Source organism: Erwinia sp. 1181_3 (genome assembly GCF_052824965.1).
In genome coordinates this window covers 529,293-547,916 of sequence record NZ_VTDE01000004.1, presented here as the reverse complement: position 1 = coordinate 547,916, position 18,624 = coordinate 529,293, and the positions used below count along the sequence as shown (strand labels likewise).

The 18,624-nt window shown below is 53.7% G+C and carries 16 protein-coding genes; 3 read left to right on the top strand and 13 right to left on the bottom strand.

Annotated elements, in window-relative coordinates; all coding sequences use genetic code 11:
• Positions 1-244: 244 nt before the first annotated feature.
• From FY046_RS14490 to FY046_RS14470, 5 genes are all read right to left on the bottom strand, one after another.
• Positions 245-964, bottom strand: a complete 720-nt coding sequence (locus FY046_RS14490; RefSeq protein WP_133843379.1) for a DUF3142 domain-containing protein — start codon at positions 962-964, stop codon at positions 245-247.
• A complete protein-coding gene (locus FY046_RS14485) occupies positions 934-3,087 on the bottom strand; it encodes a hypothetical protein (RefSeq protein WP_422718034.1) in 2,154 nt (717 codons plus the stop codon). The genes FY046_RS14490 and FY046_RS14485 overlap by 31 nt, the downstream gene beginning before the upstream one ends.
• 186 nt (positions 3,088-3,273) lie before the next feature.
• The gene (locus tag FY046_RS14480; protein WP_167864561.1) at positions 3,274-4,851 is read right to left on the bottom strand and encodes a methyl-accepting chemotaxis protein; all 1,578 of its coding nucleotides are present in this window, start codon (positions 4,849-4,851) and stop codon (positions 3,274-3,276) included.
• 213 nt (positions 4,852-5,064) lie between these two features.
• Positions 5,065-6,711, bottom strand: coding sequence for a class I fumarate hydratase FumA (gene fumA / locus FY046_RS14475; protein ID WP_133843392.1), 1,647 nt, complete (start codon positions 6,709-6,711; stop codon positions 5,065-5,067).
• 180 nt (positions 6,712-6,891) lie between these two features.
• Positions 6,892-8,403, bottom strand: coding sequence for a DASS family sodium-coupled anion symporter (locus FY046_RS14470; protein WP_133843393.1), 1,512 nt, complete (start codon positions 8,401-8,403; stop codon positions 6,892-6,894).
• A gap of 593 nt (positions 8,404-8,996) precedes the next feature.
• Between FY046_RS14470 and FY046_RS14465 the strand changes: the two genes are divergently transcribed.
• Both FY046_RS14465 and FY046_RS14460 read left to right on the top strand, forming a co-directional pair.
• On the top strand, positions 8,997-11,774 hold the full coding sequence (locus tag FY046_RS14465; RefSeq protein ID WP_446186195.1) for a flavocytochrome c: 2,778 nt from the start codon (positions 8,997-8,999) through the stop codon (positions 11,772-11,774).
• A gap of 205 nt (positions 11,775-11,979) precedes the next feature.
• On the top strand, positions 11,980-12,942 hold the full coding sequence (locus FY046_RS14460; protein ID WP_446186194.1) for an FAD:protein FMN transferase: 963 nt from the start codon (positions 11,980-11,982) through the stop codon (positions 12,940-12,942).
• On the opposite strand, the gene dcuR is transcribed toward FY046_RS14460, so the two are convergent.
• From dcuR to FY046_RS14440, 4 genes are all read right to left on the bottom strand, one after another.
• Positions 12,923-13,642: a two-component system response regulator DcuR gene (dcuR, locus tag FY046_RS14455; protein WP_133843399.1), complete on the bottom strand. Its 720-nt coding sequence runs from the start codon at positions 13,640-13,642 to the stop codon at positions 12,923-12,925. The genes FY046_RS14460 and dcuR overlap by 20 nt on opposite strands.
• Complete coding sequence (locus FY046_RS14450) at positions 13,639-15,279, bottom strand: sensor histidine kinase (protein ID WP_133843400.1); 1,641 nt, start codon at positions 15,277-15,279, stop codon at positions 13,639-13,641. Before FY046_RS14450 ends, dcuR begins: the two co-directional genes overlap by 4 nt.
• A 183-nt stretch (positions 15,280-15,462) precedes the next feature.
• On the bottom strand, positions 15,463-15,693 hold the full coding sequence (locus FY046_RS14445; protein ID WP_133843402.1) for a YgdI/YgdR family lipoprotein: 231 nt from the start codon (positions 15,691-15,693) through the stop codon (positions 15,463-15,465).
• A gap of 15 nt (positions 15,694-15,708) precedes the next feature.
• Positions 15,709-15,939, bottom strand: coding sequence for a YgdI/YgdR family lipoprotein (locus FY046_RS14440; protein WP_133843404.1), 231 nt, complete (start codon positions 15,937-15,939; stop codon positions 15,709-15,711).
• Between the two features lie 341 nt (positions 15,940-16,280).
• On the opposite strand from FY046_RS14440, the gene FY046_RS14435 reads away from it, so the two are divergent.
• The gene (locus tag FY046_RS14435) at positions 16,281-16,484 is read left to right on the top strand and encodes a hypothetical protein (protein ID WP_212816041.1); all 204 of its coding nucleotides are present in this window, start codon (positions 16,281-16,283) and stop codon (positions 16,482-16,484) included.
• 24 nt (positions 16,485-16,508) lie between these two features.
• Here FY046_RS14435 and FY046_RS14430 read toward each other — a convergent pair whose 3' ends face one another.
• From FY046_RS14430 to FY046_RS14415, 4 genes are all read right to left on the bottom strand, one after another.
• A complete protein-coding gene (locus FY046_RS14430; protein ID WP_167864566.1) occupies positions 16,509-16,757 on the bottom strand; it encodes a biofilm/acid-resistance regulator YmgB/AriR in 249 nt (82 codons plus the stop codon).
• A 46-nt stretch (positions 16,758-16,803) separates the two neighbouring features.
• A complete protein-coding gene (locus FY046_RS14425; protein WP_133843409.1) occupies positions 16,804-17,103 on the bottom strand; it encodes a hypothetical protein in 300 nt (99 codons plus the stop codon).
• Between the two features lie 174 nt (positions 17,104-17,277).
• On the bottom strand, positions 17,278-17,523 hold the full coding sequence (gene ycgZ, locus FY046_RS14420) for a regulatory protein YcgZ (protein WP_159337266.1): 246 nt from the start codon (positions 17,521-17,523) through the stop codon (positions 17,278-17,280).
• A 282-nt stretch (positions 17,524-17,805) separates the two neighbouring features.
• Positions 17,806-18,507: a dTMP kinase gene (locus FY046_RS14415; protein ID WP_171148665.1), complete on the bottom strand. Its 702-nt coding sequence runs from the start codon at positions 18,505-18,507 to the stop codon at positions 17,806-17,808.
• Positions 18,508-18,624 lie beyond the last annotated feature (117 nt).

The window sequence follows — 18,624 nt, the reverse complement described above, 5'->3', positions numbered from 1 at the left end:
CGAGCCGACAGGACGTCGGCGAGAGGGTGAGCCGGGACAGGGATGTCCCGTCACGCCCGTTCCGGCAGGAAAACCGACCGACTGAGGGAACCCGCTTTAGCGGGCGATGCGCCTGCCGCAAGCCCGGGTTCCCAGGGCGGCGGCGACTGGCCGCCCTGGGTCGCTCAGCCCGCGCAGCGGGAAAGCGAAACGCCTTTGACCTTCAGACCTTGACCTTAAAAGCTTGACCAGACCTTTAAGCCGATCACCGATTCAACATAAACACCACGCTGCCGCGATACCACGGCGAAGCCAGCAGGTGCTGCTCATCCTGCTTATCCCAGCGGCCGTTCTGCACCAGCCCCAGCCGGAAGGGAATGCGCAGCTCCGTCAGCGCCGGGAAGTAGTCGGCGTAGCGGTTCACCGTCTGGCGACCCTGATAGCTCTGGATCACCAGCTCATCCACCGGCAGCGCATTCAGCGTCGCCACGTTACCGGTTTTGGCCCAGTCCAGCAGCCCGGTGACGCCAAGGGCATACTCCGCAGGCAGCACCGTTCTCAAGCGTTGCAAAAACGCGCTGTACTGATCGAGGCGGTGGGTCGCGGCATCAAAATCAATCTGTATGCCGATCACCTGATTGCCCGCCTGCGACCAGCGCTGTGCCAGCCGCACCATCCGTTCCAGCATCTCATCCGGCACCGCCAGTGTTTCCATTCGCACGGTGACCCAGATATGCGGAAACGTTAAGCGGCTCACCGGCAGGCCCATACGAATAAACACCGCCTGACCCTGCTGCGTCACCACTTCACCCTGATGCAGATACACGGTGTGAGCGGCTTTCAGCTCGGGTCCGGGGCGTACCCCCGACCAGAGCCAGAACGCCTGGTAATCGCTGGCATTAACCTGCTGTGCAGCACGAACCGGAAGGCCGCACAGGGCGGCCAGCAGGAGGCTTACCAGTAATACTTGAGCTTGTTTGCCCACGTGCTTCCCGGATACTGTTTTTTCAACTGAGTGAACCAGCGCTGGCGCTGTGTTTTATCGACCTCTTTGCCGCCGCAGTCGTTATAGCCTGACGGTGCGTAACACATGACGGCGCGGTACAACGCGTAGCTTTTATCTTCCGGTTCGGTTTTGCTGTTGCCGATCACCTGCTGATAATAGTGCTGGCGATCCGGCTGACCCGTGCGTTTCTCGGTCGTCACCGCGTTATCCAGCGTACCGTTACCGCCGCTGTCGGGCCAGGTGGTGACCGAAACGTTCGTGGTGCGGAAGAACTCGCTGAGGCAGTTCAGCGCATGGCTGTTGTCGGCGTGCTGGTTCAGTTGGGTGACCACCGTTTCCAGCGTCGGGCAGGCGTAGCCTTTTTCAGTCTTTTCGCCCGTCCAGTCAAAGGCACTGAGCTGCACATCGGCAAATGCGTCAGTCACCACGGGCTGCGTAATATGCTGGCTCAGTTTGCGGTCCTGCAACCATTCGCCGTAGCGCGCCTCGGTCAAATCGCTGACCAGCAGGGTGTGCAAAGCAATGGTGCGTTCTTCATCGTTTGGCCCTTTGCTGGCCTGCTGACGTAGCAACTCTGGCGTCGCGCGAGTCTTCAGCACCAGCGAACGGTAGCGCAGGTTCGTCACCCGGCTGTCTGCGGCAAAAATCTGTGCCACTTCATTGCCGGAAACCAGCGCGGCCGCCAGTCGGGCCTGAACAAACTGCTGCTGTTCCGTGTCCTTACTCAGCGTTAACAGATGCGCCCAGTGGTCGCGAGCGGCGGGCCATTGTTGCTGCGCCATCAGCGCATCGCCATACAGCACCTGCTCGCTGAACGCGACAATGTTGCGGGCGGGCAGTTCGGTGATGGGTTTGATGTTAGCGATCACCGCAGGATAATCCCCGGTGCGGAACGACTGCATGACCGTCAGATAGTGCCAAAGCGGCAGCTTGCGTGCCTGGTCAAATGACGGCATCAGCGCATCAAGATACGCCTGGTCCACACAGGGCAGGCGCGGATTACACTCTTTGCTGCGCATCAGACGTAATGTCTGGGTAAAGGTCAGCAGCGGGGCGTTAGTGGCGCTGATAAACATCGCATCGCCGCTTTGATCTTTGCTTTGCAGCTTCAGATCGTTTTCTGCGATCAGCGCAACAATGTCATCATTATTCGTGGCCGCTTCCAGCGCCTCCTCATAGTGATCTGCCAGCAGGTCCCAATCCTCCCGATACCAGTCGATACGGCGTAGCATGCTGTAGGCGGAGTGCGCATATTGCCCTTTGGGCCAGGCGGTCAGATAGGCCAGTGCTGCGGTACGCGCCTCAGTGGCGGCGTTTTTGTCGATCTTTTTGACATCGAAATCACCGTATTCACCGTTGGCATTCTCGCTGCTCTGGTTGAGTGCCGTGCGCATCAGCATATAACTGGCAGTTTCTGCCACCCACGGCTGTTTTGCCGTTTGCAGCGCCGTGAAGGTCTGCGCGGCAGCCGGATAGTCGCCCTGATAGAAGTCGCTGGCGGCCAGCAGATAATCACGGAAGGCGCGTGCCGATGATCCTTCAGCATAATCCAATGCCCCCGTCTGCTGGCGGTATTCAGCGCTATCAGACAGTGACATACGGGCAGTGGCCAGTGCCTGGCGCTGTTCTGCGCTTAGCGAGGTATCCGCCAGCAGTGCCCCGAAGAAAAGCGAAACGGTGGTCAGCGTATAAGAGACAAAACGATTTTCCTCTTCGCCGGGCGCCATCGGGGTAACTTTAAGAATGCTGTCGTTCAGACCCAGCGCGGCAATCTGATTTTGCAGTGTTGCAGACAGGGTATCTTCGGTAGCAGCAGGGCTGGCAGCGGCAGGAGCGGCATCATCATGGTAGCCGAAATAGAACGAGCGGCTGCGCGTCATATCTTGCGGTATGGGCTGCGACGTCAGGGTGACAGCTTTGGTTTCGCTGACCAGGCGTAGCAGGTTGTCACGGGTGTCGTTGGTCACGTCCAGCACAGGAGGGCTGACAATAAAACAGTCTTTACTGCCCCACATACAGGCCTCGATATCTGAAGAGGCAAACGTCTGGAAACTGGCGGTTAATGACGCCAGCACGGTCAGGGCAATCCTTGATTTACGCATAATCCTTTTCCGGCAGATGATGAAGCGTTGATAAGCCGGCGAATTCTAAGCTGAAAACGGGCTTTTCATCAATGGCATTGCTGCTATCTCACCTCATCGCCACTGAGTGGGATGAGGTGATGCGCGTTATCCGACTATTTTCGGCCCATTATGCAGTCTCAGCACGCCGGGCCGCTCACTCCGTTGTTACTCTTCCCGCAGTTTAAACACTCGCACCATCTCTAACAGCTGCTCAGCCTGCTGCTGCATTGCCTGTGCGGCGGCGGCGGATGCCTGAGAGAGCGTGGCGTTCTGCTGGGTGGCGGCATCCATATGCACCACGGCGATATTCACCTGATCGATGCCGCTGCTCTGCTCGCCGCTGGCCATCGAAATGGTTTCCACCAACTGGCTGACGCGCTGCACGCTGCTGACGATCTCTTCCATCGCGCTGCCCGCTACTTTCACCAGCGAGTTACCCTCATTGATGCGGGTGACAGAGCTGTCGATCAGTGTGCCGATCTCTTTCGCGGCGGTGGCAGAACGCTGTGCCAGGGCGCGCACTTCGGCGGCGACCACGGCGAAACCGCGTCCTTCGCTGCCTGCACGCGCCGCTTCAACGGCGGCATTCAGTGCCAGAATATTGGTCTGGAAGGCGATGCCGTCAATCACGCTGATAATATTGCTGATCTGAGTGGAGAACTGGTGGATATCGCTCATAGTGCGTACCACCTGTTCCACTACTTCACCGCCCTGGCTGGCGACGGCACAGGCTTCAATGGAGATATCGCTGGCGATACGCGAGTTCTCGGCATTGTTTTTGACCACTGACGTCAGCTCCTCCATTGAGGCCGCGGTCTGCACAATGGCGCTGGCCTGTGCTTCATTGCGCGTGGACAGTTCGCGGCTGCCAACGGCAATTTCGCTGGAGGCCGACGCAATGGTTTCGGTGCCGGAACGTACCCCGGACACAATACGCGTCAGGTTGCCGTTCATCTCCTGCAGGGCATGCATCAGTTCGGCGGTTTCATCGCGGCCGCTGACGATAATCGGCGTCTGCAAATCACCGGACGCCACCGCTCGTGCAATCGAGACAGCCTGCGCCAGCGGGCGGGTGATGCTGCGGATCAGCCAAAAGGTGATCATAAAGCCAGCCAGTAGCGTCAGACCCATTGCCAGCAGCAGCATCATGCGCGTTTGCTGATACAGATGCTGGTTACGCGCATTACTCTGCTCGCGGATCAGCACCGCCTGTTGCAGCGTGGCGGCAACCATTTCATCGATCATCCGCGTGGGCTCACGGTCAATTCCGGTGACCAGACCATCGACTTTGTGCGCGCTGTCGCTGTCCTGAATGCTGTACTGTTGCAGGGCTTTTAGATAGTGCTGCTCCAGCTCGGCGTGCAGCGTGCGGGTTTTCAGTACCTCGCTGTTGCTCATGCCAATCTCAGGGAGCAGTGTGCTCAGCTGGCCCAGCAGCACCTGGGTTTTCTGGCTTTGTTTAACAAAGGCATCACGGTACTGATTGAATTTCGCTTCGCCCTGCGTACCGCGCAGCAGGGTGTTCTTCCACTCCTGCACCTGAATTTTGAACTGCACCTGCGCATTGCGTGCGGTATCAATGCTCTCTGCGATGGTCTGCTCCGTAGCCATAATATGCTGATTCTGCGTTAACCCGTCGGCGTTAACCGTCAGACCGCGTATACCGATAAACAGGGTGGCCAGCAGCAAAATGGCCGCCAGCATGCCGAGGCGTTGCCCGATAGAGAGATGATTAAGTTTCATAGCGTCAGGATTTCCCGGTGAATAAAAAATGCAAAAAAGCTCACAGTCGCCAGAGATATCGACCTGGCGGGCAGCGACTTTAATCGGGAGAAGGGGGGATAACAGAGGATGTGAAGGCTAACTGACTCATCTGTAGAGAGGAGTCTGGTTTATGACGTTTTCGTGACAATTGCATTCCCCTCCTGAAGCGGAGGGGAATGCCGCCTCAGGCGGTTACTTCACGCATTTATCGCACTGATTCTGTTGGATCTGAGCGAAGAAGTCGTTGCCCTTATCATCGACCAAAATAAAGGCCGGGAAGTTTTCGACTTCGATTTTCCAGATGGCTTCCATACCCAGCTCAGGGTACTCAATGCACTCCAGACTTTTGATACTTTGCTGTGCCAGCACCGCCGCCGGGCCACCGATGCTGCCGAGGTAGAAACCGCCGTGTTTATGGCAGGCATCCGTCACCTGTTTGCTGCGGTTGCCTTTCGCCAGCATGATCATACTGCCGCCGTTGGCCTGAAGCAGGTCAACGTAGGAGTCCATGCGGCCTGCGGTGGTCGGGCCGAGGGAACCGGACGCATAACCTTCCGGGGTTTTCGCCGGCCCTGCGTAGTAGATCGGGTGATCCTTGATGTACTGTTGCAGATCTTCGCCATTATCAAGGCGCTCTTTCAGCTTGGCATGAGCAATATCACGGCCCACGATAATGGTGCCGCTCAGAGAGAGGCGTGTTGAAACCGGATACTCAGAAAGATGGGCCAGAATCTCTTTCATCGGACGGTTCAGGTCAACATGCACTACATCGCCTTCGCCCTGCTGGCGCAGTTCGACAGGGATATACTGGCCTGGGTTATCTTCCAGTTTTTCAATCCAGATGCCTTCGCGGTTGATCTTCGCTTTGATGTTACGGTCAGCGGAGCAGGAAACCGCCATCGCCAGCGGGCAGGATGCGCCGTGGCGCGGCAGACGGATGACGCGGATATCATGTGCGAAGTATTTACCGCCGAACTGTGCGCCCAGGCCCAGCTCTTGTGCGGCCAGCAGCAGTTCCTGCTCAAGTTGCACATCACGGAAGGCCTGGCCGTGTTCATTACCTTCGGTTGGCAGCTCGTCGTAGTAGTGTGTTGAGGCCAGTTTCACGGTTTTCAGCGTGCTGTCGGCGGACGTACCACCGACCACAAAGGCGATATGGTACGGCGGGCAGGCGGCCGTGCCGAGGCTGCGCATTTTCTCAGTCAGGTACTCTTTCAATTTACCCGGGGTGAGCAGCGCTTTGGTTTCCTGGTACAGGTAGGTTTTGTTGGCTGAACCGCCGCCTTTCGCCATACACAGGAATTTATACTCGTCACCGTCAACGCTATAGAGGTCGATTTGCGCAGGCAGGTTAGTACCGGTGTTGACCTCTTTGTACATATCCAGCGCGGCGTTCTGCGAATAGCGCAGGTTGTCTTCGGTGTAGGTGTTGTACACCCCCAACGCCAGGGCGGCTTCGTCACCGCCGCCCGTCCAGACGCGCTGGCCTTTTTTACCCATGATGATCGCGGTGCCGGTGTCCTGACAGGTTGGCAGAATCCCTTTGGCAGCGATTTCGGAGTTTCTCAGAAACTGCAAGGCAACGTACTTATCGTTCTCACTCGCTTCCGGGTCGGCCAGAATGGCGGCCACCTGGCGCTGGTGGGCCGGGCGTAGCATAAATGAGGCATCATGAAACGCCTGTTGCGCCAGTAACGTCAGAGCCTGAGGCTCTACTTTCAGGATTTCCTGCCCGTCGAATTCGGCCACGGAGACGTGATCGCGGGTTAACAGGTAGTATTCGGTATCCTCTTTTGCAAGAGGGAACGGGGTCTGATAATGGAAAGGTTTTTTCGACATTGTGCTCTCACTTAATGATGTGCTGCCCTCCTTCTCGGATGCGGAGGCTCGGCAACATTAATGGCGATATCTGTTTTATTGTTTTCCTGCCGACCCTGAGTCAGGTCGGCAGGTCAGGAATGGTATAACATTGTTGCAACAACTGCATGTCTGAGTGCGTGATTAACCGTTAAGCGCGCATCAGAACATCATCACCATCCACGGATAGCCAATCAGCATCAGGGCGCAGAGGAAGAAGGCCCCGAAGATGGTACCCAGACGCCAGTAGTCTTTGGTTGGCAGGTAACCACTGCCGTAGTAAATCGGGCTTGGACCTGTACCGTAAGGTGTGATGATGCCCATCAGACCAAGTGAGGTACACATCATCAGGCAGAATACCGGCATATTGATGCCCGGAATCGAGGCGGCAATGGTCAGCATGGCCGGTAACAGCGCGGTGGTATGCGCAGTGGTACTGGCGAACAGGTAGTGCAGCAGGAAGAAGGCGATCATCAGTACCACGGCGGAGACCTGCGGGTCGTAGCCTTGCAGCAGCGTCCCACCTTCTTTACCCAACCAGGCGATAAAGCCAACGCGTGCCAGGCCATCTGCCAGTGCCACCAGGGTGGCGAACCAGGCAAAGGTGTTCCAGGCCGGTTTGTTACTGGTAATGTCATTCCAGTTGAGTACGCCAGTCCACAGCATCAGCACGACGACCAGCAGGGCAGCCATAGCCGGTTCAATCCAGGCGGTGGCGAAGATCCACATCAGCAGGGCAGAGACCACAAACACCAGCAGCAGGATTTCGTTACGGGTCAGTTTGCCCAGTTTTTCCAGCTCACTGATGGCCCAGCGCGGCACTTCATCGTTGAACTTCACTTCCGGCGGATAGAGCCAGTAAGCCAGCAGCGGCATGGTCAACAGCAGTAACAGACCTAACGGCAGGAAGGCCAGGAACCACATTCCCCAGGAGATATCAAAGCCCACCACACTTTTCACCAGCGCCAGGGCCAGCAGGTTAGGGGCCAGCGCCGACAGGAACATCGAACTGGTGATACAGGCGGCGGTGATCGCTACCCACATCAGGTACGAACCAATCTTACGGGCGCTGGGGTCGTTAGGTTTTGAACCATACAGCGGCGGCAGGTTGGCAATAATCGGGTAGATTGTGCCCCCGCTGCGTGCGGTATTGGACGGCGTGAACGGGGCCAGCAGCAGGTCAGCGAAGGTAATGGCATAACCGAGGGTCAGACTGCGACGCCCCAGATATTTCACCAGAATCAGCGCCAGGCGGCGGCCGAACTGTGTTTTGTCATAACCCGCGGCGAACATAAAGGCGCCAAAGATCAGCCACACCGTAGAGTTACCGAATCCGCTGACGGCCCATTTAAATGCCTGAGCGGCCGTTTTGAATTTCGGGTCGGCCAGTTCTGCCGGGCTGAACAGCACCCACTGACTGAACAGCGCGATGACCACCACGCCGGTAAGGCCGATCACCGCACCAGGCAGGGGTTCAAAAATCAACCCAACAATCACCCCCACAAAGATAGCGAAGAAGTACCATGCATGAGGTTCCAGCCCCTGAGGTACCGGCACCAGTAGCAGTAACACCGCAACCAGTACAGGCAGGAACAACATAAGCAGGCGTTTTTTTTGCCCCGCAGCGGCAGGAGGTGCCTTTGCGGTTTCACTGACCATAGATGTCTGTTTCATAGTTTTAGTCTGCAAGTTAATAAGAATTCGTTAAGTGTCCCGGTAGGTTATAACTGATTTTTTTACTTTCTTTTCTATTTATTTAGTTTTTCTACCGTGAATCTTGAAGTCGTTTTCGTCTTTTCCCAATGAAAAAGCATCTATTTATTGGGTTGATATAAATATAATGCGACATCCTTAAATATAGACTTTGATCTGGATCAATAAAAATTGCAGCACCCTTTTATTTTTAACAACTGGCTATCATTTATTAAGCGTTGTTTTCATTTAAGAGGCTTAATCTTCATCTTAGTGTACATTTTATTTCCAGTAAAGTCAGATTTGTTTTGGTAAGAATATGATTTTATTGATTATAATTTTTCTGTAAACGATAGGTTGATTTTTTGTGTTCATTAGTTAACAATTAATAAAACTATTTGTAGCATTTCGGGTAAATAAAAAGTATTCGTTTATTTAAAAGTTAAATAATTAAAGTTATCGATTATATAGCTAAAGAAATTGTTATATTAGCATCATGACGTCGGGCTATTAATATAAATAATAAAATAGCTGCCCGCTAAAGAATTCAAAACTTTTAATTTGGAGTACACCTAATGAATACGCTAACCCCTATTCTGAACCCGTTGACCCTGCCAAACGGGGCGGTTCTGAAGAACCGCCTGCTGATGGCGCCGATGACCACCTGTACCGGTTTCTACGACGGCACCGTCACCAGTGAACTGGTTGAGTATTACCGCGATCGTGCCGGCAGCATAGGTACGGTGATTGTTGAGTGCTGCTTCATCGACCCGAAAGGCCCGGCCTTCCCGGGGGCCATTGCTATCGACAGCGATAACAAGATTTCGGGTCTGGCGAAAATTGCCAGCGCTATCAAGACCAAAGGGTCTAAAGCTATTCTGCAAATCTATCACGGCGGCCGTATGGTTGAGCCGGAACTGATTGGCGGACGTACGCCGGTCGCGCCAAGTGCCATAGCTGCACCGCGTGACGGTGCGACCACCCCGCAGGCGCTGACTGCCGAAGAAGTTGATGTGATGATCACCAAATTTGGTGATGCGGTTAACCGCGCGATTAAAGCCGGATTTGACGGCGTGGAAATCCACGGTGCCAACACCTACCTGATCCAGCAGTTCTACTCACCGAACTCCAACCAGCGTGATGACAAATGGGGCGGTAGCCGCGACAACCGTGCGCGCTTCCCTCTGGAAGTGCTTGAAATTACCCATAAAATGGCAGAGCGCTTTGCAGATTCTTCCTTCATCATTGGTTACCGCTTCTCACCGGAAGAAATTGAAGTCCCGGGCATTCGTTTTGATGACACGCTGTATCTGCTGGAAAAACTGGCTGCACGCGGCCTGGACTACGTGCACTTCTCAGTGGGGCAGCTGTTGCGCTCCTCGATTGTTGACCGCGAAGATCCGACGCCACTGATCACCAAATACCTGGCTGCACGTTCAGAAACCCTGGCAAAAGTGCCGGTGATTGGCGTGGGCGGCGTGATCAACAAAGCGGACGCTGAACAGGCGCTGGAATACGGTTTTGACCTGGTCGCGGTAGGTAAAGCCTGTATTGCTTACCCGGACTGGGCCGATCGCATTATTAAAAACGATCATCTTGAACTGTTTATCGACAGCACCCAGCGTGAAGCGCTGAACATTCCTGAACCGCTGTGGCGCTTCTCACTGGTTGACGCCATGATCCGCGACGTCAGCACCGGTGGCCGTAAATATAAAGCAGGGGTGTACCAGGAGAAAGTGGAAGCCGAAGCGCTGAAACTGAAAATCAGTGTCACCCTGGATACCGACCGTATTACCGATATTTCACTGGTGCCGGATGACACCCTTGACGTGGACTTCACCACCACCTTTGAGAGCCTGCGTACCCGTATGCTGGTGGCGAACAGCCCGCACGTGGATGCCGTTACGGGTGCCACTACACAGAGTGAGGCGCTGAAAAAAGCCGTCTCCCGCGCCATGGCCACCTCAAGCAAAGAGCATGTGATTGAAGAGGGGGGTAACCCGCAAGCCCCGCAGAACTACGATGTCGTCGTGGTCGGCAGCGGCGGTGGCGGCCTGGCAGCGGCCATTCAGGCCAGCGATGCGGGCGCGCATGTGGTGATCATCGAGAAAATGCCAACCATTGGCGGGAACACCATTAAAGCCTCGGTTGGGATGAACGCCGCGGAAACCCGCTTCCAGAAGCTGAAAGGCATCGAGGACAACAAAGAACTGTTCTATGAAGAAACGCTCAAAGGCGGCAAGTTTAAGAACAACCCGGAACTGCTGCGCGAGTTTGTTAACCTGGCACCCGAAGCTATTGAGTGGCTGGCGACTAACGGTATTGAGCTGAACGATATCACCATTACCGGCGGCATGAGCATTGACCGCACGCACCGTCCGGCTGACCGTTCTGCGGTCGGTGGCTTCCTGATTAGCGGCCTGGTGAAAAACATTAATCAGCGCGATATCGAAGTGCTGCTGGAAACCTCCGTGGCGGAAATTCTGCTGGAAAATGGCGCGGTGAGCGGCGTGAAAGTGGTCGATGAATATAACGACACCCGCATCCTGAATGCCAAAAGCGTGATTGTGGCGACCGGTGGCTTCAGCGCCAACCGTGAGATGGTGGTGAAATACCGTCCTGAGCTGGATGGCTTTGTCACCACTAACCACAAAGGGGCCACCGGTAGCGGCATCGCCATGCTGCAAAATATTGGTGCGGATACCGTCGATATGGGCGAAATCCAGATTCACCCGACCGTGGAACAAACCACTTCTTATCTGATTTCGGAAGCGATTCGCGGCGGCGGTGCCATTCTGGTCAGCCAGGCCGGCCAGCGCTTCTACAACGAAATGGAAACCCGCGACAAAGTCTCCGCCGAGATTATTGCGCTGCCAGAGAAGAGTGCGTGGATTATCTTTGATGACCAGGTGCGTGCGAATAACAAAGCCGCCGATGAGTACATCGCCAAAGGCTTCGTGATCAGTGCACCCACGCCGCACGAGCTGGCAGTGAAACTCAATATGGACCAGGAAACCCTGCAAACCACGCTGGGTCGCTACAACCAGTTCGTTGAACAGCAGAAGGATGAAGACTTCGGCCGTACCACCGCGCTGCGTCATCCGCTCAACAAGGGGCCGTACTACGCTATCCGTATCGCTCCGGGCGTGCATCATACGATGGGCGGCGTGACCATTAATACCGACACTGCGGTGCTGGATGCGCAGAAACAGGTGATTAACGGCGCCTGGGCTGCGGGCGAAGTGGTCGGCGGCATTCACGGCGCTAACCGCATCGGTGGTAATGCCGTCGCCGATATCATCATCTTTGGGATTCTGGCAGGCCGCAATGCGGCGGCGTACGCGAAACGTTAAACCCGCGGGCCGGGCATGCCCGGCCCCTACAGGACGCATTATATCGTTGGGGAGGCTCATACCCGGCCCCGACAGAACGCATCACATCGTTGGGGGAGGATCATACCCGGCCCCGACAGAACGCATCACATCGTAGGGGAGGGGCATGCCCCTCCCATTGACTCCGGGCCGGGCATGCCCCTCCCGTTGACCAGGGGGAGACCCAATGTCCGCAGGTTCCTACGCTTACTCCGCTGTTCTGATGGGATCGCCCATCCTCCTCAAACTGTTTGAACATGACGAGGCACTCGCAGGGCGGGTGTTTCGTCTGATCAAGCATCAGGAAAATCTGTTTACCGTTAACCGTGCACCCTCGGAAGTGATGGCGATCAATCATGCGGCGGGTCTGCATCCGGTCGTGGTCAGCGCGCCGGTCTACCAACTGATTAAACGCGCCAGCGAGGTCAGCACGCAGGCAGGAAGTAGTTTCAACTTCGCTATTGGTCCGCTGGTTAAACGCTGGAAGATTGGCTTTCAGGGGAATACGGTGCCGCCTGAGAGCGAGTTACAGGCGCTGCTGGCCCTGACCGATCCCCACCAGGTGATTCTCGACGATGCGGCACAGTCCGTGTTCCTGCAACAGGCAGGCATGGAGATCGACCTCGGTGCGATTGCGAAAGGTTACATTGCCGATGTGGTGCGTGATTATCTGCATCAACAGCAGGTCACGAACGCGTTGATCAATCTGGGGGGCAATGTGCAGACGCTGGGACATCCGGCGCAGCAGGCATGGGGGATTGGCCTGAAAAAGCCTTTTTCCGGGCCTGATGCCCTGATTGGCGTCATCCACGTCACTCACCAGTCCGTGGTCACTTCCGGGGTGTATGAGCGGTATTTTGAGCTGGCAGGGCGTTGCTATCATCACATTCTTGACCCGCGTACCGGTTACCCGCTGGATAACGAGTTGCTGAGTGTGACGATTATTTCCGATGATTCCATCGACGGGGATATCTGGACCACATTGCTGTATGGACTTGGGGTAGAAAAAAGCCTCGTCTGCTTGCGAGAGATGCCGCAGATCGAGGCTATTTTTGTCACCCGGGACGGTCAGGTAATCTGTTCTTCACAGCATAAGTACCGCTTCACGCTACTGGACGACAGCTACCGGGTTACTGACAATACTGTTTAAGCAGGGCGGTATGCTCTGGCTGGAGGCGGTAACGATAAACCGGACGACCGGTGGCACCATAGTGGATGCTGGTGAACAGAATATTGCTGTGCGCCAGCCAGATGAGGTATTTACGGCAGGATACGCGCGAGATATTGACTGCCGCAGCGAGATCGTCCGTGGAAAATTCCTCATTCGGATGGGCGTCAATCCACAGGCACAGAGTGCGTAACGTCTGTGGCGTTAACCCCTTTGGCAGGCGTTTATTATCCTCAACTGCCGGATGATTACCGTGAATCAACTGATCGACATCCGCCTGTTCATAGAACTGATGATTATCCATCATGGTTTTTTTCTGTTTCCAGCCGGTCAGCGCTTCTTCAAAACGCGAGAACTGGAACGGCTTAATCAGATAGTCGACCACGCCATAATGCAGAGACTGTTTGATCGTAGCGGCATCGGCGGCGGAAGAGATCACAATCACATCCACCGGACGCTTTGCTTCGCGTAGCGCAGGCAGAAGATCCAGCCCGTTATCCTGCTGCATATACACATCCAGCAGGATCAGGTCGACCGCCAGTTCGCTGTTCAGCACCAGATCTTTCGCCTGCTGTAAGGTTGAGGCAACGGCGCAGCAGGCAAATCCTGGCAGTTGGGCGACATAGCAGCGGTTCAGTTCTGCGACCATCGCATCATCATCGACGACTAAAACATTGATCATGCGTTTTTACTCTCTCCATCCCAGGGCAGTTGTACAAAAAATTGCGTATAAACGCCAGGTTCGGACTCTACAATAATTTTCCCGCCAAGGCTTTCAGTTTGTTGTTTTACCAGAAACAGCCCGACGCCCCGTTCATCGCCTTTGGAAGAAAAACCCTTCTCAAAAATCGCCTCTAACTGGCTGGCCGCAATGCCGGGGCCGTCATCGCTGACTTCGCAGGCCAGGAAACCCTTCTGGTAGTGCAGCAATACACTCACCTCGCCCTCAGCGCTGGGGCCAAGGGCATCCAGTGCATTATCAATCAGGTTACCCAGCACGGTGATCAGCGCGGCAACCTGCTGTTCGCTACCGCTGTCCGGCAGCATACAGTCATCGCTGATCAGCAGGTGGTTGCCTGTGTCCGAGGCGCGATTCATTTTACTTAACAGGAACCCGGCAATAACCGGTGACTTGATTTTTCCTAACAGAGAACCGATCTCTGTCTGATAATTATTAGCCGTTTTAAGAATATAATCCTCTACTTTGCCGTAACTTTTCATATGCAACAGACCGAGGATCACATGCAGTTTGTTCATAAATTCGTGGGAGCGTTCGCGCAGGGCATCTACATAGCTCACCATGCCATCCAGCCGCTGCATTAGCTGGCTGATTTCTGTTTTATCCCTGAACGTACAAATGGCACCGATGATCACGCCGTTGCTGCGCACCGGCATGGTATTGCAGAGTAAGATGCGGCCTTTAAAATTGATCTCCTCATCGCGCAGTGGCACGCCGTTGTTCAGCACATCGCGCAGGTTGGAGATCAGCGGGCCTGAGGCGGCCACCATTTCGCCGACGTCGATGTTCACCGCCTGCTGACGGTCGGTTTCACGCAGCAACTGCCGTGCGGCACGGTTAATCAGCGTCACCTGCATATGATCATCAACGGCGATCACCCCTTCTTTCATGGATTGCAGCATCGCCTGACGTTGTTCAAACAGCGTTGAAATCTCATACGGCTCCAGCCCGAACAGGATACGCTTCGCGGCCCTCACCAGCAGAAACGTGCCGATGGCACCGACCAGCATGCCGCACAGCGCGGCCCAGATGATATTCCAGCGGCTCTGGCTGATCTGTAAGGCCACTTCGCTTAACGAAATGCCGATAGCGACCACGCCAATCTGCTTATGCTGACTGTCGTAAACGGGGGTGAACAGCCGCAGTGCTTCCGCCAGCTTACCGTGGTTGATCGCCATGTTTTCGCGCCCTTGCAGGGCCGGAATAATGTCCTCACCGATGAAATGCTGGTTAATCAGTTCTGCTTTTGGGTGGGAATAACGAATGCCGTCCATATTGGTCACCACCACAAACAGCAGGTCGTTGCTTTCCTGCACAGCGCTGGCAATCGGCTGAATCACGCCGCTGTCAGGAGGAAGCAGCAGCGCGCGCTGGATCTCAGGGGAGTCCGCCAGGGTGCGAGCGACCGCCAGCGCCTTATCTTTGACGCTCTCCTGGGTCACATGGCTTATCTGGAAAAAATAGAACAGATGAACAATTAGCAGCACCGTTGCAATCACGGCGCTGACCATCAGGCTGACGGACGTACTCAGTTTCATCGGACGCTTGCGCACAACAGGCGGCTGCAGCGGGTCGCTCATGGAGACTCCTGAAAGAAGGGAACCAGCGTTATCTCTGGCTAATATAGCGCGGGACGCTATGAGGCATGATGATTTTACATCACAAAATCAGCGGTCCGGGCGAGTTTTTCAGGTAGAGGAGGAGGGAGCAATGGCAGCAGGTAAAAAGCAGGCAGTAAAAAGCCCCGTGAGGGGCTGTAACGATTATTTCGGCAGCTCACTGAGCTCTTTAACGTCACCTTTATTAATCTGTTGTTCAGTGCCGTTAGCATCGGTGTAAGCAATCAGACCCGTTTTGGCGTCTTCTTTCGGTTTGCCGTCACTGATAATCGTTCTGCCATCGTTAGTATGAATGGCATAACTGCTGCGGGTGCAGCCAGACAGCGCGGTCACACAAAACAAAGCTGCGAGAGAAAGTGCCATGATCTTTTTCATCTGAACTCCTGTTATTTAGTTATCTAGTTCACTCATGTTTTTAATCTGCTCACGATTAATCTGTTCAGTCTTACCCGTTTCGGCATTCTTATAGGAGACCAGTCCGGTTTCATCATCGACCTGCGGTTTACCATCGGTGACGATCGTTTTACCGTCGGTGGTTTGAATGGACTGATTTGAAGCACAGCCAGCAAGCATGAACAGAGACGCTGCGATAAAGGTCGCTTTAAACAGTGTGACTTTCATTTGGGATTTCCTTATAGATATCTTTCTCATTCGAACGTTTTAATTATAGAAGGGTTTGGCGATTTTGCGCGTTTACATTTAAAAATATGAGAAGAAACGGAATATTCTGAAAAGATTAAGTCAGGCTTGATTTTTATTGTTGTTATTGCCATTCAGTAGTTAGCGAAAGGGGTTGTGAATTTATCCTTCGTGAAAGTTAATAATAAATCGTTGAAAATCAATTTTTTAATCTTTTTTGTTATGGCGATGAGCATATTGTAGCGGGGTGTTTAGTGCAGCATGTGCATTATTTAAGGTGAAATGATAATATGTAAGTACATACAGCCAGACAAGGGGTGCATGTGCACGGTAATAATAAGGACTATCCAAAAGAAATTTATGCAGTTATTGGCAGGGCAGTCTCAGAACTGATTGCGGCCAACCAGCCTCTGGATAAGAAGAGCGTATTAATTATGCTCCAGGCTCACAGCACCAGAGCAAATGATGCCCACACTCAGGGCATCTATCGACAGGCATTTCGTTATCTGCTGGAAAGCTTCCATTGATAACCCTCATTAATAACAACGCAGTTACGCATCGTCAGGCGTCATGCCTACCACCACTTCCAGCACCTGACGATAGACATCCAGCTGGATTACATCGGTGGTGGTCTCCAGCTTCTCAATCAGTTTCAGGATCATGGCTTTATTGCTGACGTGCGTGCCCTCAGCGGAGAGCTCCTTAATCACAGCACCCAGAACCTGCACTTCGTGTGAATACTTTTCACCGCCCCCCTGAAAGTAAGACAGGATTTCGGATTCAGGGGATATCTGCTGCATGTGCTCCATGCTGTTCGCCTTATCAATAAAGTTAAAGTGGAAACGCTCAGTGTTTTTTGGTGCCGTCAGCCGGGCCTTCACTGGTAAACAGGTGTGTGACATTGTCGCGATCGCGAATCTCTTGCGTATCGCTGTCACGAACCGGAGCCTGGTGATCCCGGACCTCCGCAATCGCCCGCCGGCAGGCGCGTTGCCGCGATGTATCTTGCTCTGCGGCAGCCATCATTTGTAACTGGCGAACCAGGGCTGCACTGCTGATGGCGGCATCGGCTTTCAACAGAACCATCACCGCTTCACCCAAAATAATATCGGAGAGTAACTCTTCTTCGTCTTCGTTTCTGTACATACCAACTTCTCTGAATCAGTGATACGGGCATAGCGTACATACCCGCAGAAACCTGCATCCCGTTAATGCCATGCCTGCTTAACGCTGGCGACCGGGACGGTCAGATGGTCGGACTGAGTTGTAACCTAACGCGTACGTCAATGTCGTTAATCCGCAAACATACTGCTTTGAAACTCAGTCCCCGCGGCCAAACAACAGGCCGATCAGTTCTTGATAGTGCCGTTCCTGCTCCGGTCCTGATGCCAGCTCAAGGCGCGTCAGCAGCTTTGAACAAATAGCCTTCCGGTTAAGTTGACGCCCTGAACGCAGGATCTCAACCACAATCTGGCCAAGCGTTTCCTGCTGAGAAGGCATCGTTACTTCGCTAAAATAACGGCTGATGTCATTTTCAATCTTCGGGTTGGAACCGTCCTGACGCATAACAATGTCCCTCAGTCGTAAATCAATATAGTCAAAATTTCCGCAATAAAGTTATACATCTATGATTAGTTTGTACAGAAATAGTGAATTTTCATTCGCTATTTGCTTGAGCAAAAAATGCTATATGTTATTTATCATAGGGTTATAAATGTATTTATGCATAAATGATACATTTCTGCGGTGTGCGGAAAAGTGGGAATAGTCTGAATTGTAGGGTGGAACACGAGGGGAACCGTCATTCCTGACGGTCACTATCGGGGGTGTATGACTTAAGACGTCTTGTTATTCGCTTAAAGGATAGCCGTGCGCTTCCATAAAATCAGATACGGCTTTTTCGGCAACAATAAGGACCTCTTCCAGTGATTGGTTTGCATCAATATCAACAATGTGGGCACCTTCGAAGGTCAGCAAAGGGGTAATGGCAATCTTTTTTGCCAGTGATTCAGCAAGATGGTCCGGTTTGCGAGCACAGGCGACATCCAAATCAACATTCAGCTTTATCACTAAGTCTGGTTTCTGTGCCGTCATCCAGTAAAACGCTTTACGTTCGAGAGTCGCCAGCCAGGAAACAAAGCGACTGCCGGGCGCATTAACCGGGAATACCGGGCCATCATAAGTTCCGGGGATTTGTACCTGGGGAAAACGGTCGGTTAATACCATCATTCCACGGCGACGAGAAGCCAGCATATGCCGGAAACGCAACAAACGGCGCAGGACGAAACATATAATGACCAGGGACGGCAGCAAACCGGGAAGCGTTGTGGGGTTGACAGTATTATGGCGCTTAATCGACTTGCCCAGTGAATTCCCTAACAGAGGCAACTGGGTGAGGGCACGGCCTACGTTTCCGGATTGTTTCCCAAGATGAATGTGTATTGCCGGACCGTATTTTTTTACATAATGAATAAGATGTTTACAGACAGTCGACTTTCCTGAACCATCACTGCCAATAACCGCAATCAGTGGGGGTGATTTGATTTTCATTCGATGACTTTTCTCCTTTATTTCTTCGTGGAAAATACGCTTTTATTTCCAGTTCATCAAGGTTTCTTCATTTGAGAAAACACATGAATTCACAAATGATATTTCTTATGGCACGCA

Coding starts and splice junctions, on each gene's coding strand:
- FY046_RS14485 (WP_422718034.1), bottom strand. CDS start 3,087: ATGCGTAAATCAAGGATTGCCCTGACCGTGCTGGCGTCATTAACCGCC.
- FY046_RS14480 (WP_167864561.1), bottom strand. CDS start 4,851: ATGAAACTTAATCATCTCTCTATCGGGCAACGCCTCGGCATGCTGGCG.
- fumA (WP_133843392.1), bottom strand. CDS start 6,711: ATGTCGAAAAAACCTTTCCATTATCAGACCCCGTTCCCTCTTGCAAAA.
- FY046_RS14470 (WP_133843393.1), bottom strand. CDS start 8,403: ATGAAACAGACATCTATGGTCAGTGAAACCGCAAAGGCACCTCCTGCC.
- FY046_RS14465 (WP_446186195.1), top strand. CDS start 8,997: ATGAATACGCTAACCCCTATTCTGAACCCGTTGACCCTGCCAAACGGG.
- FY046_RS14460 (WP_446186194.1), top strand. CDS start 11,980: ATGTCCGCAGGTTCCTACGCTTACTCCGCTGTTCTGATGGGATCGCCC.
- dcuR (WP_133843399.1), bottom strand. CDS start 13,642: ATGATCAATGTTTTAGTCGTCGATGATGATGCGATGGTCGCAGAACTG.
- FY046_RS14450 (WP_133843400.1), bottom strand. CDS start 15,279: ATGAGCGACCCGCTGCAGCCGCCTGTTGTGCGCAAGCGTCCGATGAAA.
- FY046_RS14445 (WP_133843402.1), bottom strand. CDS start 15,693: ATGAAAAAGATCATGGCACTTTCTCTCGCAGCTTTGTTTTGTGTGACC.
- FY046_RS14440 (WP_133843404.1), bottom strand. CDS start 15,939: ATGAAAGTCACACTGTTTAAAGCGACCTTTATCGCAGCGTCTCTGTTC.
- FY046_RS14430 (WP_167864566.1), bottom strand. CDS start 16,757: ATGCAGCAGATATCCCCTGAATCCGAAATCCTGTCTTACTTTCAGGGG.
- FY046_RS14425 (WP_133843409.1), bottom strand. CDS start 17,103: ATGTACAGAAACGAAGACGAAGAAGAGTTACTCTCCGATATTATTTTG.
- ycgZ (WP_159337266.1), bottom strand. CDS start 17,523: ATGCGTCAGGACGGTTCCAACCCGAAGATTGAAAATGACATCAGCCGT.
- FY046_RS14415 (WP_171148665.1), bottom strand. CDS start 18,507: ATGAAAATCAAATCACCCCCACTGATTGCGGTTATTGGCAGTGATGGT.